This window comes from Actinomadura sp. WAC 06369, assembly GCF_003947565.1.
In the GTDB taxonomy this organism is placed as follows: Bacteria; Actinomycetota; Actinomycetes; order Streptosporangiales; family Streptosporangiaceae; genus Spirillospora; species Spirillospora rifamycini.
On record NZ_QHJN01000046.1, the window covers coordinates 1 to 19,465 of the forward strand.

The following is a 19,465-nucleotide window of genomic DNA, read 5'->3' on the forward strand; positions in this document are numbered from 1 at the left end:
TGACGGCTCGGGCGCCGCGCCTGCGGGGATGTGCCGTGGCGGGATCCCAGCGGTTCCGGGACGCGCCGGGCTCTTCAGTAGTGCCGGGCGCGGCGGGCGGGGCGCTGCTCGGCGGCCGGAACCGGACGGCGGCGGCACTCTGCGGCGCGGCCCTGCTCACGGGTTCGGCGTGCACCCGGTTCGGCGTGTTCCACGCGGGCATGCGGTCGGCGAAGGACCCGAAGTACACGGTGGTGCCGCAGCGGGAGCGGATCCGGGAGCGCGCGGCCGAACCCGCGTGAGCGCCCGCCGGGCGGGCCCGCCCCGGATGATCACCGCGCCGGGGGCGTCGTACGCTGAAGCCGTCGGGGCCGCGGGGGCGGCGCCGGACCGGTAGGTACACGGTCAGCGGGGTAGATGAAGCACATGCGGGACGCACCGGGACGTTTCGACCTCACGATGCTGCACGCCGCGTACGACGCCTTCCGCCGGGACGCCGACTGGCTGGCGGCGGAGGGCGGGTCCAGCCCGGCGGCGGCGGACGTGTGGGCGCTGTTCGCGCTGCACTGGCGGGCGCAGCAGGCCGCGGAGCGGCGGGCGCTGTGGTCGGTGATGCGGCACGTGCCCGGCGGGCCGCCCGGGCGGGCCGCCGCCCTCGACGCGATGGACGCCCTGGCGCTCCGCACCGTCCCGCTGGTCGACGCGGTGGACGCGGCGGTGGAGCACCACGACGCGCGGGTGCTCGCCGCGTACGCCCGGGACCTCCGCAAGGCGGTGCGCGCACTCCTGGACCACAAGGAGGCGGAGGTCCTGCCGCTGATCCACGACAGCCTCACGGCGTTCGAGTGGGGCACCTTCGACGTCGAGTTCCGGCACGAGATCGGCGTCCGCGGGCTGCGGCTCTTCCTGCCCTGGCTGCTGGACGGCGCGCCGGAGCCGACGTGCCGCGCGGTGCTGGGGCTCCAGCCGGTCCCGATCCGGCTGGTCTGCCGCCGCAGCTGGCTGCCGCGCTACCGGCGCCGCAGGCACCGGACCGCACCCGCTTTCTGATCACTCGCCTTCTGATCACCCGCCTTCCGCTGGTTCTGTCGGTGCCGGGTTCTAGGCTCCCGCGCGGGAGCGCGCCCGGTGTGCAGGCCGCGGTTCGCGAAAGGGAGATGCGGAGACGCCGCCCCGGGAGGGGCGACGGCTCGCGACTCGCCGGGGCACCAGCCCGCCGCCGACGGTTCTCGGGCGCGCTCCCCCGCCCGGCAGGCAGGGAAGGAGACGCGCCATCGACGGCCCGTTCGAGGAGCTGTTCGTCATGACGCTCGCCCGCGTCGGCTACGGGGACGTGATGTCCGCGTGGCCGCGGGGCGGCGCCGAGCGCTTCACCGGGCTCGTCCGGGAGGCGGCGCGCGCCGACCCCGCGTGGACGGCCGCGTTCCTCGGCTGGCTCCGCGCCGCGACCCCGATGCGGTATCCGGCGCTGGCCGGCGCGGCGGCGTACGTCCGGGAGCGGCCGCCGCAGGGCCCCGGCGGCACGCCCCGGCAGGTGGTCGCGTCCGTGCTGCGGCACCCGCACGATCCGGGGCTGCTGCTCGGGCACTGGCTCCGGACCCACGGCAGGCCGCTGCCCAAACCGCTGAAGCGGGGCATCGCCGACGCCGTCGCGCGCCTTTACGACGAGCGCGCCCTCGCCCTGTACGACACCGGCGGCCGCCACCTGTCGGTCCCGTCGTTCCTGCGGTCCACGCTGACCGTGCGCGGCGGCCTCCCGGCGGCCCGCCCGCCGCGGTTCGGCGACGTGATCTCGCTCGTCCACCCGCGGCCCCGGGACGCGGCCCAGGCCGAGGTGTTCCGGCTCGCGCTGCGCCGCCGCGCCCCCGGCTCCCCCGCCCGGTCGTGGCGGCAGGAGGCGGGCGCGCTGGGCCGCCGCCTCCGCCGGGACGACTGGGAGCGGCTCGTCCCGCGCATGGCGCTGCCGGACCTGCTGGACGGTTTGCGCCGGTTCGACGCCGCGGGGATCCCGTTCGACACCGCGATGGAGATCGCCGAACGCCTCGCCGACCCGGCCGAGGTGCGCGCGTCCGGGCTGCTGCCGCTGCGCTTCGCCGCCGCCCGGGACCGCGTCGCGGGCCGGCGCTGGGGGCCGGTCCTGGAGGAGGCCGCGGCCGTGAATCTGCCCGCCGTCCCCGCGATCCCCGGCCGCACCTTGATCGTGGCGGGCAACGATACGGCCGCGGGCGCCGTGTTCGCCCTCGCGCTCGCCCTGCGCTGCTCGTCCGCCGACGTGGTGAGCGGGCTGGGCGAGCCGCTCCCGGTCGTCCCCGGCGAGTCGCCGCTGCACGGCCGGCTGCGCTGGCCCGCCGCGGGCCTGGGCACCCTGACGCGGTCGGACCCCGCGGCGGTCGCCCGCGCCCTCGGCGGGCACGACCGCGTCGTGGCCGTCGAGTTTCACCGGACGGACGAGCTCGGCGCGGACGTCCCGGTGTACGCGTGGCTGAGCGACCACCGGCCCGACCACGAGCAGCCGGACGAACCCGGCCGGATCGTCTTCCACGGCCTCTCCGACGCCGCGCTGGGCGTCGTCCCGCTGATCGAGGAGGCCCGGCGGGGCCGCTGGCCGTTCTAGCCAGGGAACAGGTGGCCGATGATCGGCCCCGCCGCCGCGACCGGGTCGTCGCCCAGGTCCGCGGGCAGCGCGCCGCTCAGCCACAGGTCGGCGAAGCCGTGCACGATCGACCACGCGGCGAGCGCCGCGGAGCCGTCGGCGTCCCGGCCGCCGTCGGGGGCGGCGCCGCGCACGCCCCGGGTGAGGACGGCGTCGGCGCGGGCGCGCGCGGCGGCCAGTTCGGGGTCGTCCGTCCGGTAGAGCTGGGGGCGGAACATGACCGCGAAGTGCGCGGGGTGGTCGACGGCGAAGCGCACGTAGGCGAGGCCGGTGTCGTGCAGGTCGTCGCCCGCCGCCTCGAGCGCGTCGGCGAACCGCGCGTAGCCCTCGGCGGCCACGGCGGTCAGCACGCCCGTCTTGTCGCCGAAGTGGTGGGCGGGGGCGGCGTGCGACACCCCCGCGCGGCGGGCCAGCTCGCGCAGGCTCCAGCCGGCCGGACCCGACTCGGCGATCGCGGCGGCGGCCGCGTCCAGGACGGCGCGCCGCAGGTTCCCGTGGTGGTAGCTCGGCTGCTCGATGGTGTCCTCCCTCGGTCGCTCCGATCATATCTTGCCATTGACAAGTTCGCGTCGGCGAGGCAATCTAGCCAATGACTAGATTCGATGCCGACGAGGAGGCACCATGCCGACCCTTCCCTGGATCCCCCGCGAGGCCGCGGACCCGGACGCCGACGTGGTGGTGATGGCCTCCCGCTTCGAGGTCCGCTCGCTCCGGCACGTCCCGGGCTTCTTCCTGGCCTCGCTGGCGCTGCTGCGGCAGGCCCGCACGGCGCCGGGGGCGCACGGGTTCACGCTCAAGGCCCAACTGGCGAAGCGGACGTTCTGGACGCTGTCCGCGTGGCGCGACGACGCGGCCCTGCGGGCCTACGCGGCCGCCGAACCGCACCGGTCCACCATGCGCCGCAAGCGCGCGGTGATGCGCGACTCGACGTTCGTGTTCTGGACCGTCCGGGGCTCGGAGCTACCCCTCACCTGGGCCGACGCACAACAACGCCTCGCCGCCGAGGCCCGGAGTCCCCTGACCCGAACGTGACACGCCGGCCCGCGACCCCGCCATCCGTAGGGCACTTCACGGAGCCGGGCTCGCGCGCCGTCGTCATCGTCGACGGGCGCGGCTCTTCCGTAGGGGGCTCTCTGAGCTGGGCCGGATTCCTCCCGGGAACGAGCCGCGCCTGTCGCGCTTCCTCAGCTGATCGTGACAACGCGGGCCCAGTGCGGCGGGTTGTCCGGGGCGTAGTCGGGGTCGTCCTCGTCCACTGCGCTCGCTGGACGAGGAAAGAGGCCCACGACGGTGCGGCAGGGGGGCTGCTCGGCGGGCCAGGGCGTCTGGCCGTCCGTCAGGGCGACGATCACGTCCGGGCGGGGCCGCAGGCGGAGCGCCCGGGTGAAACCCGAGCGCAGATCCGTTCCGCCGCCGCCGATCAGCTCGAGATGCTCGGCTCGGCAGAGCGGGACGGCGACCCCGGCCGCCGCGTCGCAGGAGATCACCGACACCAGGTCGCGGCGCCCGCCCACCGCCCGCGAGATCGCCGCGACCTCCAGCAGCGCGCTACCCAGTTCGGCGTCGCTGACCGATCCGGATGTGTCGATCACCACGCAGACCCGGGGCGGGATACGGCGCAGGCTCGGCAGGAGCACATCGGGGACGGCGGCCGCGCGCCGGGACGGGCGCCGGTAGCTGTGGTCCTCTCCTGCCCCGGGGGCTCCCGCTGCCGAGCGGACCGCCGCCCCCAGCAACCGCCGCCACGGCTGGGGCGGGTGGAACGCCTCGTCTGCCCAGCGGCGCCAGCCTTCCGGTGCGTCGCCCGGCCGACCCTTGATTCCCTCGGCGACCCGAAAGCGCACCGCGTCCCGCTGCTGCCTGCTCAGGCCGTGTGCCCCGTCGGGCCCCAGCTCCCACGGACGGTCCTGTCCGTCGGCCCCGCTGCCGCAGTCCAGCCAGGCCAGGTCCGGCGTGAGCCCGGACAGGGAAGTCGTCCGCAGGTACTCCTCCATGAGCATCCCGGCGGGCAGCCTCAGCATCGACGGCAGCACCGCCCCGGCGGGCCGGGGAAGACCGTCACCGTAGATGTCGTCGTTGATCTCGAAGTCGGCGGCGATGTTCCGCCGCAGCCGCTCGCCCGGCCCGTTCTCCCCGTGCTCTCTCGCGTACCGGTCTCCCCGTTCGTGATGGTCTCGCAGCAGATGGGAGACCTCGTGCACCCAGACGCCCGCCAGCTCCTCCACCGGGGTGCGCGCGACGAAGCCGGGGGAGGCATAGCAGCGCCAGTGCGCGTCCACCGCCATCGTCGGCACTGAACGGTCCTCCACGACGTGCAGCGCGAAGAGCGCGCTCGCCAGATAGGGACGAACCTTGACCGCGTGCAGTCGCGCGGCCAGCAACTTCTCCAGGTCCAGCGGAAGGCCGGGCGGTCCGTACGGCTCGCCGGAGGCGGCCGGGCGCGTCGGAACGGCGGCCCGCGCTCGGCGCGGCGGTGCGGGCCGGGCCATCGGAACCTTCGGTGTTCTCGTCACCGGCCCACCCGGGCCGCGGGCTCGGCGCCGGCCGCCCCCGCGGCCCGCAGTACCGACTGATCCGCCCGCCGGGCGAGGCCGATCACTCCGGCCAGCCGTTCCACCGACTCCGGCACCTCCCAGTCGTCACGCCGCAGCGAGGCCAAGACCTTCGCCGGGGCGACCAGCAGGTCCGCGGCACCGGTCTCCAGCGCCCGGACCAGGACCATCCAGCCGGCCTCCCAGCGCTCCCGCTGCGGCCGTGCGCCCACGGCGGCCACCACCGCCTCCAGAGTCGCCTGACGCAGGTCTCCCCGCATCGGCAGCTCGGCGGACGCGGGATCGGCGAGCAGCGTCTCGGGGTCCGGCAGGTCCATCCGGTCCAGATGGGCAAGAAGTTCGAGCCCCGGCCCGTCCCCCACCGCGCCCCGTACCAGCGCCGCCAGCACCTCCCGAGAGACCGACGCCGCCGTACCGAAGGCCAGCAGTGTCAGCGCGGCTTCCCAGCTCCGGGGCGACGGCCAGGCACCGCCGCGCCGTGTCTCGGTGCTCGGGAGCCGGTGGATCAGTGTCGGCCGTGCCTGCAGGAATCCGCAGACCGCCCGCCGGGCGTAGGCCACCGCCTCCGGCAGCTTCTCCGGTACCAGCCGGGGCAGTCGCGCCCGGGGCCAGACCCCGCCGAGCCCGCGCACCACCGTGTCCGGGTCGTGGACCCAGTACAGGTGCACGAACCGATTGGCCAGCGGCGGGCTCAGCTCCCATCCGTCCGCTGCCGACGCGCGCGGGTTGGCGGCGGCCACGATCCGTACCGCCGACGGCAGTTGCAACGCACCGACCCTCCGCTCCAGGACGACCCTGAGCAGCGCGGCCTGGACGGCCGGAGTGGCGGTGGAGAGTTCGTCCAGGAAGAGCAGTCCCCGTCCGGCACGGACGAGGTCCACTGCCCACTGCGGCGGCGCCATGGGCACTCCTTGCGTCGCCGCATCATCGCCGACGATGGGCAGCCCGGAGAAGTCCGTCGGTTCGTGGACGCTGGCGATCACGGTCGTCAGCGGCAGGTCGAGCGAGGCGGCGAGCTGCGTCAGCGCCGCGGTCTTGCCGATGCCCGGTTCGCCCCACAGCAGCACGGGCAGGTCGGCCGCCACGGCCAGGGTGAGCGCTTCGAGCTGCTCGTCGGGGCGCGACTCGCTTGCGGTGGTTCGCAGCAGGGCCAGGAGGTCGTCGGCGAGAGCGAGTTGCGGGTCGGTTCCGGACGCGCCGGCGGACGTCCCGGTCGTCGGGACCGATGCGGACGGAAGGGCACTGGAGATCATGGGCTTCACCTGGGGGTGTTCGAAATGGGCGGCATGGCCGCAGGACGGTGGAGCCGGCCCGTGCGGAATTCGTGCTGCGAGCGCGGGACGGTCAGCTTGCCCGTGCTCGACTGGTGCGGAAGCGCGCCCGACCGCGCCGTGGGGGGCGCGTTGCGGGAGGGTGCGCGGGGCGCAGCCCGGAGCGGAAGAGTCCGTGGTCGAGGCGGCGGGCCGCGGCGGACTCCAGCGCCTCTCGCAGGGGCCCGCCGCGCAGGACCGCACCCGGCCCGAGCAGGCCCTCGACCACGGCCAGCGCCCCGGAGACATCGCCGTGGCCGAGCCGCTCCCGGACGGCGGGGAGTGCCTGCGGGTCGCGGTGCACCGCGTCGATCGCGCGAAGGCACGGCAGCGCGGGGCCACCGAGTGCCACCAGCAGCTCTTCCCTGCGCAGTTGCGCCGGGTCGTGGTCGACCGCCGTCAGCACCCCGCCCCGCAGCGCGATCCGGTGGACCTCGCCCCGGCACTCCACTCTGTGGGGGTCGCCGGGCTGTTGCCCAGGCCCGGGCGCGGGTTCTGCTCCGGACGCCGACAACGCCTTGGCCACAAGCGGATGCAGCCGATCGGCGGCGACCAGCCCGGCCCGCAGCAACGCCAGATCCGGAAGGACCCGGGCCGACGCCTCCGGGAGCACCGGCAGTGCCGCGACCATCTGGGGCGGCGGCGCCTCCCGAAGCGGCCGGAACGTCGGGACGTGGTGGTCGTCGGGGGCGACGAGTTCGAACGCCCTGCGGTTCCGTGCGCCGAACCGCACGGTGAAAACCCCGCCGGAGTCGCCCTCCGCCCCCAGCAACAGCTCGGCCTCGGCGGCCCACCGCGCCGACGCCCACGAGAGATCGTCGGCCTCGGAGGGATCGGACCGGACCGGCACTTTCAGCCAGTCGAGCGGGTCGGGCCGCTCGAGGGGCGCCGGGACCGGCGCGATGTCGGCACCGCAGCGCGACGCCAGTTCGCCGCATCGACTGGAGTCCCACAGATGCCGGTGCAGGTCGAGCCGGAAACGCCGGGCGGGATGCGGGTGCGGGTGACGGCCCGGTGCGTCGTCGCCGTGCTCGTCCCAGAGGGCCAAGGACATCCGCTGGCCGGCGTCCGCCCAAGCCGGCGGTGTACGCACCACCAACTGCAACGGCGTGGTGCCGAAGCGGCCATAACGGCTGAGGGAGATGGTCAGGCCGGGCCGGATCCGCCCGTGGGGAGCGACGCGGGGCATGTGCCAGCGAAGCAGATCCGGCGCCAGCCGACGCAGATCCGCTTTAAGGCGGGTGACGAACTCGGTGCCGTAGCGGTCGCGTACGGCGCGCAGATCGAAATCGATGTCGATCCGAGCGGAGGCGCAGGCCCCCGCCCAGTCACCGACCGCACGCCGTGCGGTCGCAGTCTCGATCATGGACAGTGGCACGGCGTACTCACGCACGCGCTGCCACATCAGCAGACGGGCCGGAATGTTCGCGAGGTGCGGTGCCATCAGCACTCACCTTGCGCGAACGATCCCCCCGATCTGTACGAGGAGTTGTTCTTCATCCCGGACATCATAAGCACCTGGATGCGGACCTGTCAGTCTGGCCGGTGATCGAGCCGGTACCGTAGTTCCCGCAAGGCCACCGCCCGGAACGCCGTGCTGATAGGACAATCGTGCCGGCTCGTCCAAGACACAGCCGACGCCAGGACAACCACGCCTACACCGTCGCAGCAGCACGATGGGCTCCATCACCACGCTCGTATCTCCGAACACTCCGCTGGGACAGTTTCCGGCCTTCGCCTACCCCGCCTCGAAGACCCTCCTCAACGCGCTCACCGGATGGTTCGCCGTCGAACTCGACGACACACCGATCAAAATCAACTCGGTGTGCCCCGGTTACAACGCCACCGATCTGAACAACGATCTCGGAACGCAGCATCCGGCAGAGGGCGCGAAGGTCGTCGTGCGCGCCGCCACGCTCCCCGCGGACGGTCCCAGCGGCGGCTTCTTCGACGTGAACGGTCCCGTGCTCTGGTGACCTTCGAGACCTCGGCCCGCCGGAAGCATCTCGTCCCGACGCCCGCCGTGGGCGTGACCGGGCGGAGTAGCTTTCCACGGCGGCTTGAGTGGCCTCTTCGGTGTGAAGGAAGGTGTCAGTCGTCGGGGTCTTGGGCGGCGTAGTCGTGGAGGGCGGGGAGGTCGAGGACGGTGATGCGGCGGCGGCCGGTGCGGATCAGCCCGGCGCGGCGCAGGACGGTGAGCGCGCGGGCGACCGTCTCGCGGGACGCGTCCGTCCAGCTGCCCAGCTCGGCCTGGGACAGCGGCGGGCCGATCTCGATCGCGCCGTCGCGGGCGGGCGGGACGTGCCGGGCGGACCGTTCGGCGAGCTGCGCGAGCAGCAGCGCGAGCCGGCGGGCGCCGCGGGCGGCGGCCTGCGCCTGCAGGCGGCGGTCGTGGTCGTCGATCCGGTCGACGAACGTGCCGGTGACCAGCCGCCACACGTCCGGGTGCGACTCCAGGAACCCGGTGAAGCGGGACGCCGGGACGACCAGCGCCCGGATCGGCGACAGCGCCGTCACGGTCGCCGAGCGGGTCCGGCCGCCGAGCGCGGCGCTCTCGGCGATGAGGTCGCCCGGCCCGCGCACGGCGAGCACGACGTCGTGGCCGTCCGCGGTCGTCGCGGTGACCTTCGCCCAGCCCCGCTCGATCACGATCACGTGGTCGGACTCGTCGCCCTGGTAGACGAGCGGCGCGCGGGCCCCGAACTGCCGGACGCGCGCGACGGCGCGGAGCGCGGCCTGCTGGGCCGCGTCGAGCGCGGGCCAGAAGCCGGGATGCGGGGAGGACGCGTGCGGGGCCAACAGTCCTCCTTGCGCGGCGGGTGCGGATCCGTCACCCGAACGGTAAACCGGCGGTGCGGGCGAGGCAACGCGGTATCACCGTCCGGGAGGCGGATCACGTCGGGCCGGTCAGGCGCCGGGCGGGCCCGCTTCGACCGTCAGGTCGGCGTGGTCGAACGACAGGTGGCCCGCCGCCTTGAGGGCGTTCTCCAGCGGCTCCTCGTAGGACCACGCGACGTCGGCGGCGCCGTCCCGCAGCGACCAGTACGTCGCCTCCCCCTTGTAGGGGCACACCGTGCGGGTGCCGCTGCGCACGAGGAGGTCGGTCCTCACGTCCTCGGCCGGGATGTAGAACCGGTTCGGCAGGCCCGTCTCCGACAGCAGCTTCGCCCGGGTCGTGTCGGCGAGGACGTCGCCGCCCCGCAGGACGCGGACGCGGCGGGACGTCGCGCGGACGTCGACGCGGTGGAACGGGTCGCGCAGATGGCCGCGCACCTCCTCGTCCTCGTCGAACCAGGCGTCCATCCGGCCCCAGTAGAACGCCATGTACCCGCGCAGCCAGGACGCGGGCGGCAGCGGCTCGGGGTAGGCCCACACCGCGTTCTCGGCGGCCCGGTCGCCCACCCGCAGCGTCCAGTACGCGGCGTCGCCCTTGAACGGGCAGTGGGTGCTGTGCTCGGTCCTCTCCAGCAGGTCCGTGCGGACGTCCTCCTCCGGTACGTAGAGGACGGGCAGCAGCCCGGTCTCGTGCACGAGCTTGCCTCGCTCGGTGTCCAGGACGGTCTCGCCCGCGAAGCGCGCGCGGACGCGGCGGGGGAAGTCGTGCATGAACAGCTTGTGCTTCGGCGCGTCGATCGTGTAGTTGACCGTCTCGCCGGGGGAACCCGAGAGCGGTCCGGGAGGCAGGGTGAGCGACATCAGCGACTCCTATCGCGCCTATACGCCGGTGGGCATCGTCTCCAGCTCGCCGAGGCGCGCCCGCTCCAGGTGGAGCGGTTGCAGCGCGGTCGTGGCGCGGAACCAGCACAGGGCGTCGTAGCGTTCCGCGACGTTCGTCGGGACGTACTGGCGTCCGTCCCGGTCGGGGTCGTAGACGACGCCGATCGCCCGGTGCCCCAGCGTGCGGGTGAGGAAGGACGGCTTGTCGCGTTCGGGCGGCATCACGAACAGGCCGCGCTGCAGCTCCGACTCGGCCAGCACCGCCTCCAGCGACCCGGCCCGCGGCGGCGGGACGAGCATCTCCTCCATCGCCGCGCCCCAGCTCGGCGCCGCGACGACCTCGCCGGGACCGCCCGCGAACCCGACCACGACCACCCGGTCGCGGCCGTGCCGCTCCCTGGCGAGCTGCCCGAGGCTGACCATCCCCGCCCGCGCCATGTCGGTGGCGCGGGCGTCGCCCACATGGGTGTTGTGCGCCCACACCACGGCCTTGCCGGGGCGTCCTCCGGCGGCGTGGAACTCCATCAGCCGGTCGAGGGTGTCGGCCATGTGGACGTCCCGGACGTTCCACGACTCCGCGCCCCCGACGATCATGGACCGATAGTAGCGCTCGGCCCCGGCGGCGACCTCGGCGTTCTGCCGGGCGTCGAACTCGGCCTGCCGGTCGTGGTCGGGGGCGTGCCCGACGGGACGGCGCAGCCGGGAGAGCAGCGCGAGGACCTCCTCCTCGCACCCCGCGGGGACGAGCGAGGTGTTCCGCCCGTAGGACTGCGGGTCCTGGCCGTGCGGCTCGAAGCAGCGGTACGCCTCCAGGGCCGTGCCGAGGTACTCCGGGCGGCGGTCGGCGAGGTACTCGACGACGGCGCGCAGCGACTCCCACAGGCTGTAGACGTCGAGCCCGTAGAAACCGGCGCGCCGGTCCGCCGGGAGGTCCGCGTTGCGGTCGCGCAGCCAGCGGCAGAACCGGGCGGTCTCCTCGTTGGCCCACATCCACGTCGGCCAGCGCTCGTAGGCGTCCAGTTCGGCGCGCGGGTCGGCGGCGGCGCCGGGCGCGAGCGTCACCGATCGTCCGACGCGGCGGCAGTCCGGCCAGTCGCCCTCCACGGCGACGAACGAGAAGCCCTTGTCCGCGATGAGGTGCCGGGTGATCGCGGACCGCCAGGCGTAGTACTCGTGCGTCCCGTGGCTGGCCTCGCCGAGCAGCACGCACGAGGCGTCCCCGATCCGGTCCAGGAGCGGGCCGAGGTCCTCCTCGTACTCCAGCTGCAGCGCGGCGCCGCGCACGTCGTCGGCATCGCTCATCGGTGCTCCCCCTCTTCCCGATGTCGCGTTCGCTTCGTGCTCCCCGCCTTCCCCGCGACGGACGGTTCAATTCCCAGCCGAACATCCCTTTTGTGGGGGTTTACTCGGGCCGGTGGCGGCCGGTGGCGGCGGCCCGGTACGCGCTGGGCGTGACCCCGTACGCCGCGCGGAACGCGCGGCTGAACCCGGCGGCGTCCGGCATCCCCCAGCGGGCCGCGATCGCGCCGATCCGCTGCGTGCCGAGGAACGGGTCGGCAAGCTCCCGGCGGCACCGCTCCAGGCGGCGGTCCCGGACGTACCGGGCGACGGTGGTGCCGGTCGGCTGGAACAGCCGGTACAGCTGCCGGACGGAGATGTGGTGCGCGTCCGCGATCCGCGCCGGGCACAGGTCCGGCTCGTGCAGCCGCGCCTCGATCCACTCCCGGACGGCGCGCAGCATCGCCGCCCGCTCGGGGGCCCGGCCGGCGCACTCGTTCCGCACTCCCAGCCACTCCCCCGCCGCCCCGGCGACCAGCTCGACGATCGCCCCGCCGACATGGTGCGCGAACGGCTCGCCGGCCGGGGGCGCCGCGCCGCCGGAGGCGTCCGCGCCGTCCGCGGCGTCCGGGCCGCCGCCGGGTCCGCCGTGCTCGCGGGCGTCCTCGGCCAGCGCCGCGAGCAGGGCCGTCACCGGCCGCCCGGTGCGGGCCCGCGCGGACAGCAGCGTCCCGCCCAGCCCCGCCACCCGCGCGTGCGGCAGCGGCAGGGCGCGGTGCGGGATCACCACCGTGAAGATGTGGTGGGCGCCGAACGTGATCTCCACCGGGCGGGTCAGGTCGTAGAACACCGCGTCGCCGGCGGCGACCGCGACCCGCCGGCCGTTCTGCCGCAGCACGCAGGAGCCGCGCAGCACCAGGCCGATCTTGTAGCACTCGCGGGTGTCGCGGGCGATCTGCCGGTCGCCGCGCCGGACCGCGTGCGCGGGCGCGCGGACGTCGCCGGCCTCGACGTCACCGTAGGTCCGGCCGAGCAGCCGGGCGGGGAAGGCGCCCCCCTCCGCGGCGGGGCGCAGGTGGAAGGGCCCGAAGGCCGAGCTGATCGTGTGCCGCCAGAATTCGGCCTGGTCGGCGGCAGGGCGGTCCGAGGTGCGGACGAGCGTTGCCATGACGCTCCTTCACAGTGCGGGGGCGGCCCCGGACGCCACCCGCAAGGCTTCTACAGCCGGTCAGATCCGTCAATGAGCGAGTCGAGACGAGGCCGCGCGCCGGGTTCGGCACTCGGCGCCAAGACGGCGGCAGGCAGCGCCAAGACCGGCCGCTCCCGCCCGGCCTATACATGTCGCTACCGGTACATACCGCTACGGGCCCGCCGCCGTGAACCGGAGGAGGGCCCGCTCCCCCGCCCGAACCGGAAGACCCCGGAGAGGAACACCATGCCCGAGGACGAACCCCAGGAGTCCGGCATCACCCGCAAGAAGTTCATCGTCGCCGCGGGCCTCGGCGCGCTCGCGGTCCCGGCCGCGGTGTCCGCCGCCGCCGCGCCGGCCGCGGCCCGCACGAGGCGGGAGCCGCTGACGCCCACGCCCATGTGCGACGACGGCGACGACCCGACCCCGCCGCAGATGGAGGGGCCGTACTTCAAGCCCGGCTCGCCGGAGCGCGCGTCGCTCGTCCGGCCCGGCATGCCCGGCACGCCGCTCACCGTCACCGGATACGTGTACTCGCTGTCGTGCCGTCCGGTGGCGCGCGCGCTGCTCGACTTCTGGCAGGCGGACCACTACGGCCGGTACGACAGCTACGGCTACACGCTGCGCGGCCACCAGTACACCGACGCGTCCGGGCGGTTCACCCTGTCGACCATCGTGCCGGGGCTCTACCCGGGACGCACCCGCCACATCCACGTCAAGGTGCAGGCCCCCTACCAGCCGATCCTCACCACGCAGCTGTACTTCCCGGGCGAGCCCCGCAACCGGACGGACATGCTGTTCGACCCGGCGCTGCTGATGGACGTCCAGGGCGGCCCGTCGGGACGCGCCGCCGCGTTCGACTTCGTCCTGCGGGTCCCGTAGCGCCCGCTCCCGCCCCCTCCAGGGAAACGTCCCCGTCGCGGCCGCCCGGCCCGGCGGGGACGCCTGTTTCGTCGAACGTGACCTGGAAGTGATGGGATTACCCCGCGAAGCCGAGATGAAACGGATAGTCTCCCGACGATCACCATCGGCCGCGTAAGGAAGTCTGGAGCGTACGCCGCATGAGCGCTGCCAACCGCGTACAGGTCATCACACGGTGGGGGGCCATCTCCTTCATGGCGGCAGCGGTCATCACCGCCACCGCCGGTGGTTTCGCCCAGTCCTACGCCGGTCTGTACCACTGGGCGCTGGAGCACGGCCTGACCGGCTGGAAGGCCAGCTCGTTCCCGCTGCTGGTCGACCTGTTCATCATCGTCGGCGAGCTGGGCCTGTTCCTGCTCGCCGTGGACGCGTTCGTCCTGCACCGCAAGAGCGCGATGAGCTGGCTGGACTTCTTCCTGCCGCTGACGATCGCCCTCGCCGGGTGGACCGCGAGCCTCATCTTCAACGTCGGGCACGTCGGCAACCGGACGTTCTCGTACCAGGTGACGGCGGCCGTCCCGCCGATCGTGTCGATGCTCGGCCTGTTCGTCCTGCTGCGAACACTCCACCGGTACGTCTCGCAGAAGACGGAGGAGGCCGAGGAGGAGGCGCCCAAGCAGCCCGAGCCGCAGACGCGCGCCATCGCCGGGCCGGTCACCCTGCAGCACATCACGCTGATGCCGCTGCGCAACACCGGCCCGCTCCCGCAGATCCAGGTCCCCGGGCACCGGAGCCCGCGCTCGTCAGCGCCGCCGCCGCGCGCAGCGAGCTGAACGGGCACGGCTCGGTCACCACGGTCGAGGAGCCCGCCGTCCCCACGCTGGACGCCGAGACCCTGCGGGCGCTCGCCCGCGAGATCCTCGAGCGCACCAACGGCGACACCGCCGCGGCCGTGGCCGAGATCCGCGCGCAGGGCCACGTCTTCGACGAGTCCGAGGTCGTGTGGGTGCGCGAGAAGATCTGGTTCCCCTACGCCGTGTACCGGCTGCTCGCCAAGCACGACGGCGACGGGGCGCTCGTCGCCCGGGAGCTGAACGAGCAGGGCGTCGAGTACGACCCGGCGAAGCTGGACGAGCTCGTCCGCTCCTGGCAGTGACCGCCCCGGACGCCGCCCGCACGGAAAACCCGTCGCGGGCGGCGTTCGGCGTTCGTACGGTGTCGCGCATGGCCAAGCGAATCGCCTGGACAAGGACGTGCTCTCGCACGCGGCGAACATCGCGGGTGTCGGAGGTGTTCGTGGCGGTCGGCTCGTCCCTCGGCGTGGAACCGGCCGCGGGCCTGTGCGCCGTCGCGGCCGAGTCCGGCGCGACGCTGATCATCGTGAACCGGGACCCGACGCCCTACGACGACCTGGCCGACCGGGTCGTCCGCGAGCCCATCGGCGAGGCGCTGCCCGCGCTCTGCGCCGAGCTCGCGGGATGAGCGGCCGCGTCCTGCTGCTGCCGCCCGCGGCGACGGCCACCGCCGCGCGGCTGGGCGAGGCGGCGGCCGGGCGCGGCCTCGCGGTCCGGACGCTGCACCGGCGGCCCGTCCCGCCCGGCCTCCGGGGGCGCGCGCACGTGTACGGCGGGGAGGCGTTCGCGTCGGAGGCCGCGTCGGTCCTGGACGTGGCGCTGCTGGCGCCCGGCCCCGGGTGGCTGCCCGGCCTGCCCGCGGAGTTCACGGGACGCCGCGTCCGCCTCGGCTCGCCGGACGAGGCGCGCCGGCTGGACGCGCCGACGTTCGTCAAACCGGCGTCCGGGAAGGCGTTCGCGCCCGGCGTGTACGGGCCGGGCCGCCCGCCGGACGGGCTGCCCGCCGCGGCGCCCGTGCTGCTCTCGGACCCGGTGGTGTTCGCGGGCGAGTACCGCCTGCACGTCCTGGACGGCGCGGTGCGGGCCGCGTCCCGCTACGCGGTGCACGGGGTGCTCGACGCCGCGCCGCTCGGCGTCCTGCCGGAGCGCGCGGCGGTGGAGGCGTTCGCCGCGGACCTGCTGGCGCACGCCGCCCCGGACCTGCCCGGCGCGGTCGTCGTGGACGTCGGCCTCGTCACGGCGCCGGGCCCGCCCCGGTACGCGGTGGTCGAGGCGAACGAGGCGTGGTTCAGCAACTGCTACGCGGCCCCGCCGGACCGGGTGCTGGACGTCGTGCTGCGCGCCGCCGCGCCCCGCGCGGACCTCGCCGCCCGCGACGAGCCGTTCGTCCGGACCTGACCGCCCGCGCCCGCGGCCGACCTGGAGGCCCGTCAGCTGCGGGGACGTCCACGCCGGGCGGTTCGGCGCGGGTGGGCGTGCGGCGGCACGCGCGCTTCTGGGATCCTGCTGGTCGCGCGGACGAGAGGACGAGATGCAGGGGAAACGGCACCGGCTGGAGCTGGACGACGAACGGGTGCGGGAGTTCTGGCGGGAGCGGCGCGTGTGCACGCTCGTGACGCTGCGGCCGGACGGCACGCCGCACGCGGTGCCCGTCGGGGCCACGCTGGACCCGGCGGCGGGGATCGTCCGAGTGATCACGTCGGGCGGGTCGGCGAAGGCGCGGCACGTGCGGGCCGCCGGGCCGGCGGGGCTGCCGGTCGCGGTGAGCCAGGTGGACGGGCGCCGCTGGTCGACCGCCGAGGGGCGGGCGGTGCTGCGGACGGACGCGGAGTCGGTCGCGGACGCGGAGCGGCGGTACGCCGAACGGTACAAGCCGCCGCGCCGCAACCCGGAGCGGGTCGTCATCGAGATCGCGGTGGCGCGGGTGCTCGGCAATGTCTGAGGACGTACGGAACTCGGGCGGCCCGGTCGACCCGCCGGACGGGCGGGCGGCGGCCGGGGACCGCGGGGCGTCCGACCGGGCGGCGGGGGCGCGCGGCGCCGGAGTGCGCGGCGCCGGGGAGGCGCCGATCACGGTGGAGGACGTCGGCGCCGGCGGCCACCGGGTCACCGTGGTGGGGATCGGGGCGGACGGCTGGGACGGGCTCGCCGGCCCGGCGCGGGACGCGGTGCGGGCGGCCGAGGTCCTGGTCGGCGGGGCGCGGCAGCTCGGGATGCTGCCCGACCTCGCGGCCGAGTGCGTCGCGGTGGCGTGGCCGTCGCCGATGCTGCCCGCGCTGCCCGCGCTGTTCGACGAGCACCGCGGGCGGCGGGTGGCGGTCCTCGCGAGCGGCGACCCGATGTTCTTCGGGGTCGGGACGACGCTGGTGCGGCTGCTCGGCGCGGAGAACGTCCGGGTGCTGCCGCACGTGTCGTCGATGTCGCTGGCGTGCGCGCGGCTCGGCTGGGCGCTGGAGGACACCGACGTCGTCACCGCCGTGGGTCGCCCGCTGGCGGCGCTGGCCCGGGTGCTGGCGCCGGGCCGGCGGGTGCTGGTGCTCAGCGCGGACGCCGGCACGCCCGCGGAGGTCGTCGAGCTGCTGGAGGAGCGGGGGTTCGGCGCCAGCGAGGTCACGGTGCTGGAGCGGCTGGGCGGGCCCGACGAGCGGGTGGGGCCGCCGCGGGCGGACGTCGCGGCCCTCAACATCGTGGCCGTGCGGTGCCGGGGCGCGGGCGTCCAGGCGGTGCCGGGGCTCCCGGACGACGCCTACGACCACGACGGGCAGCTCACCAAGCGGGAGGTCCGGGCGATCACGCTGGCGCGGCTCGCGCCCGTCCCCGGGGAGCTGCTGTGGGACGTCGGCGCGGGCGCCGGGAGCATCGCGATCGAGTGGATGCGGGCGCACCGGGCCTGCCGCGCCGTCGCGGTGGAGGCGCTGGCCGCGCGGGCGGAGCGGATCCGGGCGAACGCCGAGCGGCTCGGCGTCCCGGGCCTGGAGGTGGTCGCCGGCGAGGCGCCGCGCGCGCTGGCGGGGCTGGCCGAGCCGGACGCGGTGTTCGTCGGCGGCGGCGTCACCGCGGGCGGGATGCTCGACGCGTGCTGGGCGGCGCTGCGGCCGGGCGGGCGGCTCGTCGCGAACGCGGTCACGCTGGAGTCGGAGCACGTGCTGGTGGAGGCGCGCCGGAAGCTGGGCGGCGAGCTGACCCGGGTCGAGGTGAGCCGGGCGGGGCCGGTGGGCGGCTTCACGGGATGGAGGGCGAGGATGCCGGTGACGCAGTGGTGCGCGGTGAAGGGCCGGTGACGCGGTGACGGTCCACTTCATCGGCGCCGGGCCCGGCGCCGCCGACCTGATGACCGTGCGGGGCCGCGACCTGGTCGCCGCGTCGCCGGTGTGCCTCTACGCGGGCAGTCTCGTCCCGGCGGAGGTGCTGGAGTGGTGCCCGCCGGGGGCGCGGCTCGTCGACACGGCGAACATGGTGCTGGACGACATCGTCGCCGAGCTCGTGGCGGCGCACGGCCGCGGGGAGGACGCGGCGCGGCTGCATTCGGGCGACCCGTCGGTGTTCAGCGCGATGGCCGAGCAGATGCGGCGGCTCGACGCGGCGGGCGTCCCGTACGACGTGACGCCCGGGGTGCCGGCGTTCGCGGCGGCGGCCGCGGCGCTGGGCCGGGAGCTGACGGCGCCGGGGGTCGCGCAGACGGTGGTGCTGACGCGCACGGCGGCGCGGGCGACGCCGATGCCGCCGGGCGAGGACCTGGCGGCGCTCGGCCGGAGCCGCGCGACGATGGTGCTGCACCTGGCCGTGCAGCGGATCGACGCCGTGGTGGAGGAGCTGCTCCCGAACTACGGAGGCCGCTGCCCGGTCGCGGTGGTGGCGCGGGCGTCGCGGGAGGACGAGCTGGTCCTGCGGGGCACGCTCGCCGACATCGCCGGGAAGGTGCGGGACGCCGGGGTGCGGCGCACGGCCGTGATCATCGTCGGGTCGGTGCTGGGCGCGGAGGACTTCGCCGACAGCCACCTGTACTCGGCCGCCCGCCGCCGCGGCTAGGCGCGGCCGACGATCGTGCCGCCCCGGTCGATGACGACGATGTCGACCTCGACCGGGGCACCGCGCAGGACGTCCAGCGCGGTGGCCCGCGCGCGCTCCGCGACGAGGTCGCCGAGCGGGATCCCGGCCTCCTGGCACACCTGGAGCGCGTGCAGCGCGGTGTTGCAGCCGCGGACGCGCTCGGCGGTCTCCGGGTCGCCGATCATGGCGGCGAGGACGGCGAAGTCGACCTGCGAGCGCTTGGAGTGCAGGTCGAGGTGCCCGGCGGCGAGCTTGGCGAGCTTGCCGATGCCGCCGGCGATCGTCAGCCGCGGCACGGGGTGGCGGCGCACGTACTTCAGCACGGCCCCGGCGAAGTCGCCCATGTCGAGCAGGGCGTCCTCGGGCAGGCCGTGGAGTTCGGCGACGACCTTCTCGGACGTGCTGCCGGTGGCCCCGGCGACGTGCGTGCGGCCCATCGCGCGGGCGACGTCCACGCCGCGCCGGATGCTGTCGATCCACGCGGAGCAGGAGTACGGGACGACGACGCCGGTGGTGCCGAGGATCGACAGGCCGCCGAGGATGCCGAGGCGCGGGTTCCAGGTGCGGCGCGCGAGCTCCTCGCCGCCGTCCACGGAGATCTCCACGATGACGTCGGCGTCGCCGAGGACCTCGCGCATCATCCGGCGCGGCACCGGGTTGATCGCGGGTTCGCCGACGTCGAGCGGCAGGCCGGGGCGGGTGACGGTGCCGACGCCGGGGCCCGCCCGGAACGTGACGCCGGTGCCGGGCGGCCCGGGACGGACGGTCGAGCGGACGAGCGCGCCGTGCGTGACGTCGGGGTCGTCGCCCGCGTCCTTGACGATCCCGGCGGTGGCGCGGCCGTCGCCGAGCTCCTCGACGGCGAGCGCGAACGCGGGCCGCTGCCCCTTCGGCAGGGTGATCTCGACGGGGTCGGGGAACTCGCCGGTCAGCAGGGCGGCGTGGGCCGCCTTGGTCGCGGCCGTCGCGCAGGCACCGGTCGTCCAGCCGTACCGCAGTCCGCTCATAGCATTCCCTCGTGG

At 75.2% G+C, this 19,465-nt stretch carries 21 protein-coding genes and 1 pseudogene; 13 read left to right on the forward strand and 9 right to left on the reverse strand.

The window, feature by feature from the left end:
• The 3 genes and pseudogenes from DMH08_RS14860 to DMH08_RS14870 all read left to right on the forward strand — a co-directional run.
• A pseudogene (locus tag DMH08_RS14860) lies at positions 1-281 on the forward strand (hypothetical protein); the annotation flags it as partial.
• Between the two features lie 124 nt (positions 282-405).
• On the forward strand, positions 406-1,029 hold the full coding sequence (locus DMH08_RS14865) for a hypothetical protein (RefSeq protein WP_026404486.1): 624 nt from the start codon (positions 406-408) through the stop codon (positions 1,027-1,029).
• 253 nt (positions 1,030-1,282) lie between these two features.
• On the forward strand, positions 1,283-2,593 hold the full coding sequence (locus DMH08_RS14870) for a hypothetical protein (protein WP_125614787.1): 1,311 nt from the start codon (positions 1,283-1,285) through the stop codon (positions 2,591-2,593).
• Here DMH08_RS14870 and DMH08_RS14875 read toward each other — a convergent pair.
• Positions 2,590-3,150, reverse strand: coding sequence for a TetR/AcrR family transcriptional regulator (locus DMH08_RS14875; RefSeq protein ID WP_026404488.1), 561 nt, complete (start codon positions 3,148-3,150; stop codon positions 2,590-2,592). The two genes, DMH08_RS14870 and DMH08_RS14875, sit on opposite strands and share 4 nt — an antisense overlap.
• A 103-nt stretch (positions 3,151-3,253) precedes the next feature.
• On the opposite strand from DMH08_RS14875, the gene DMH08_RS14880 reads away from it, so the two are divergent.
• Positions 3,254-3,664: a DUF3291 domain-containing protein gene (locus DMH08_RS14880; protein WP_125614790.1), complete on the forward strand. Its 411-nt coding sequence runs from the start codon at positions 3,254-3,256 to the stop codon at positions 3,662-3,664.
• Positions 3,665-3,816: 152 nt separating this feature from the next.
• Here the strand turns inward: DMH08_RS14880 and DMH08_RS14885 are convergent, their stop codons facing one another.
• The 3 genes from DMH08_RS14885 to DMH08_RS14895 form a co-directional block, all read right to left on the reverse strand.
• Positions 3,817-5,145 (reverse strand): vWA domain-containing protein, encoded by a 1,329-nt coding sequence (locus DMH08_RS14885; RefSeq protein ID WP_233617601.1) that lies wholly within the window; start codon positions 5,143-5,145, stop codon positions 3,817-3,819.
• Entirely contained in the window at positions 5,142-6,437 is a 1,296-nt protein-coding gene (locus DMH08_RS14890; RefSeq protein WP_125614793.1) for an AAA family ATPase, read from the reverse strand. The genes DMH08_RS14885 and DMH08_RS14890 overlap by 4 nt, the downstream gene beginning before the upstream one ends.
• A 91-nt stretch (positions 6,438-6,528) precedes the next feature.
• A complete protein-coding gene (locus DMH08_RS14895; RefSeq protein ID WP_125614795.1) occupies positions 6,529-7,938 on the reverse strand; it encodes a hypothetical protein in 1,410 nt (469 codons plus the stop codon).
• 232 nt (positions 7,939-8,170) lie between these two features.
• Here DMH08_RS14895 and DMH08_RS14900 point away from each other — a divergent pair, with 232 nt between their 5' ends.
• Positions 8,171-8,470 carry an SDR family NAD(P)-dependent oxidoreductase gene (locus tag DMH08_RS14900; protein ID WP_125614797.1) on the forward strand — a complete coding sequence of 100 codons (300 nt, stop codon included), beginning with the start codon at positions 8,171-8,173 and terminating at the stop codon, positions 8,468-8,470.
• A gap of 115 nt (positions 8,471-8,585) precedes the next feature.
• Here the strand turns inward: DMH08_RS14900 and DMH08_RS14905 are convergent, their stop codons facing one another.
• From DMH08_RS14905 to DMH08_RS14920, 4 genes are all read right to left on the reverse strand, one after another.
• Positions 8,586-9,293, reverse strand: a complete 708-nt coding sequence (locus tag DMH08_RS14905; RefSeq protein WP_233617602.1) for a Crp/Fnr family transcriptional regulator — start codon at positions 9,291-9,293, stop codon at positions 8,586-8,588.
• A 108-nt stretch (positions 9,294-9,401) separates the two neighbouring features.
• Positions 9,402-10,190: a DUF427 domain-containing protein gene (locus DMH08_RS14910; RefSeq protein WP_026404495.1), complete on the reverse strand. Its 789-nt coding sequence runs from the start codon at positions 10,188-10,190 to the stop codon at positions 9,402-9,404.
• 18 nt (positions 10,191-10,208) lie between these two features.
• A complete protein-coding gene (locus DMH08_RS14915; RefSeq protein WP_125614803.1) occupies positions 10,209-11,513 on the reverse strand; it encodes an erythromycin esterase family protein in 1,305 nt (434 codons plus the stop codon).
• A gap of 100 nt (positions 11,514-11,613) precedes the next feature.
• The gene (locus DMH08_RS14920; RefSeq protein WP_125614806.1) at positions 11,614-12,657 is read right to left on the reverse strand and encodes a helix-turn-helix domain-containing protein; all 1,044 of its coding nucleotides are present in this window, start codon (positions 12,655-12,657) and stop codon (positions 11,614-11,616) included.
• A 267-nt stretch (positions 12,658-12,924) separates the two neighbouring features.
• On the opposite strand from DMH08_RS14920, the gene DMH08_RS14925 reads away from it, so the two are divergent.
• From DMH08_RS14925 to cobM, 8 genes are all read left to right on the forward strand, one after another.
• Positions 12,925-13,560: a dioxygenase family protein gene (locus tag DMH08_RS14925; RefSeq protein WP_125614809.1), complete on the forward strand. Its 636-nt coding sequence runs from the start codon at positions 12,925-12,927 to the stop codon at positions 13,558-13,560.
• Positions 13,561-13,793: 233 nt separating this feature from the next.
• Positions 13,794-14,372 carry a DUF2637 domain-containing protein gene (locus DMH08_RS14930; RefSeq protein ID WP_158642309.1) on the forward strand — a complete coding sequence of 193 codons (579 nt, stop codon included), beginning with the start codon at positions 13,794-13,796 and terminating at the stop codon, positions 14,370-14,372.
• 119 nt (positions 14,373-14,491) lie between these two features.
• Positions 14,492-14,695, forward strand: coding sequence for a hypothetical protein (locus DMH08_RS14935; protein WP_125614814.1), 204 nt, complete (start codon positions 14,492-14,494; stop codon positions 14,693-14,695).
• A 125-nt stretch (positions 14,696-14,820) separates the two neighbouring features.
• Positions 14,821-15,021, forward strand: a complete 201-nt coding sequence (locus DMH08_RS14940) for a hypothetical protein (RefSeq protein WP_199747801.1) — start codon at positions 14,821-14,823, stop codon at positions 15,019-15,021.
• Positions 15,018-15,791: an ATP-grasp domain-containing protein gene (locus DMH08_RS14945; RefSeq protein WP_026404501.1), complete on the forward strand. Its 774-nt coding sequence runs from the start codon at positions 15,018-15,020 to the stop codon at positions 15,789-15,791. The genes DMH08_RS14940 and DMH08_RS14945 overlap by 4 nt, the downstream gene beginning before the upstream one ends.
• 133 nt (positions 15,792-15,924) lie before the next feature.
• Positions 15,925-16,335 carry a pyridoxamine 5'-phosphate oxidase family protein gene (locus tag DMH08_RS14950; protein WP_034520039.1) on the forward strand — a complete coding sequence of 137 codons (411 nt, stop codon included), beginning with the start codon at positions 15,925-15,927 and terminating at the stop codon, positions 16,333-16,335.
• On the forward strand, positions 16,328-17,674 hold the full coding sequence (cbiE, locus tag DMH08_RS14955) for a precorrin-6y C5,15-methyltransferase (decarboxylating) subunit CbiE (protein ID WP_125614817.1): 1,347 nt from the start codon (positions 16,328-16,330) through the stop codon (positions 17,672-17,674). The genes DMH08_RS14950 and cbiE overlap by 8 nt, the downstream gene beginning before the upstream one ends.
• 4 nt (positions 17,675-17,678) lie before the next feature.
• A complete protein-coding gene (gene cobM / locus DMH08_RS14960; RefSeq protein WP_125614820.1) occupies positions 17,679-18,422 on the forward strand; it encodes a precorrin-4 C(11)-methyltransferase in 744 nt (247 codons plus the stop codon).
• Here cobM and DMH08_RS14965 read toward each other — a convergent pair.
• Positions 18,419-19,450 carry a cobalt-precorrin-5B (C(1))-methyltransferase gene (locus tag DMH08_RS14965; protein ID WP_125614823.1) on the reverse strand — a complete coding sequence of 344 codons (1,032 nt, stop codon included), beginning with the start codon at positions 19,448-19,450 and terminating at the stop codon, positions 18,419-18,421. The two genes, cobM and DMH08_RS14965, sit on opposite strands and share 4 nt — an antisense overlap.
• Positions 19,451-19,465 lie beyond the last annotated feature (15 nt).

Excerpts from the sequence above, each read along its gene's own strand:
- DMH08_RS14865 (WP_026404486.1), top strand. The coding sequence starts at position 406 with ATGCGGGACGCACCGGGACGTTTCGACCTCACGATGCTGCACGCCGCG.
- DMH08_RS14870 (WP_125614787.1), top strand. The coding sequence starts at position 1,283 with ATGACGCTCGCCCGCGTCGGCTACGGGGACGTGATGTCCGCGTGGCCG.
- DMH08_RS14880 (WP_125614790.1), top strand. The coding sequence starts at position 3,254 with ATGCCGACCCTTCCCTGGATCCCCCGCGAGGCCGCGGACCCGGACGCC.
- DMH08_RS14890 (WP_125614793.1), bottom strand. The coding sequence starts at position 6,437 with ATGATCTCCAGTGCCCTTCCGTCCGCATCGGTCCCGACGACCGGGACG.
- DMH08_RS14895 (WP_125614795.1), bottom strand. The coding sequence starts at position 7,938 with ATGGCACCGCACCTCGCGAACATTCCGGCCCGTCTGCTGATGTGGCAG.
- DMH08_RS14900 (WP_125614797.1), top strand. The coding sequence starts at position 8,171 with ATGGGCTCCATCACCACGCTCGTATCTCCGAACACTCCGCTGGGACAG.
- DMH08_RS14910 (WP_026404495.1), bottom strand. The coding sequence starts at position 10,190 with ATGTCGCTCACCCTGCCTCCCGGACCGCTCTCGGGTTCCCCCGGCGAG.
- DMH08_RS14915 (WP_125614803.1), bottom strand. The coding sequence starts at position 11,513 with ATGAGCGATGCCGACGACGTGCGCGGCGCCGCGCTGCAGCTGGAGTAC.
- DMH08_RS14920 (WP_125614806.1), bottom strand. The coding sequence starts at position 12,657 with ATGGCAACGCTCGTCCGCACCTCGGACCGCCCTGCCGCCGACCAGGCC.
- DMH08_RS14925 (WP_125614809.1), top strand. The coding sequence starts at position 12,925 with ATGCCCGAGGACGAACCCCAGGAGTCCGGCATCACCCGCAAGAAGTTC.
- DMH08_RS14930 (WP_158642309.1), top strand. The coding sequence starts at position 13,794 with ATGGCGGCAGCGGTCATCACCGCCACCGCCGGTGGTTTCGCCCAGTCC.
- DMH08_RS14945 (WP_026404501.1), top strand. The coding sequence starts at position 15,018 with ATGAGCGGCCGCGTCCTGCTGCTGCCGCCCGCGGCGACGGCCACCGCC.
- DMH08_RS14950 (WP_034520039.1), top strand. The coding sequence starts at position 15,925 with ATGCAGGGGAAACGGCACCGGCTGGAGCTGGACGACGAACGGGTGCGG.
- cbiE (WP_125614817.1), top strand. The coding sequence starts at position 16,328 with ATGTCTGAGGACGTACGGAACTCGGGCGGCCCGGTCGACCCGCCGGAC.
- DMH08_RS14965 (WP_125614823.1), bottom strand. The coding sequence starts at position 19,450 with ATGAGCGGACTGCGGTACGGCTGGACGACCGGTGCCTGCGCGACGGCC.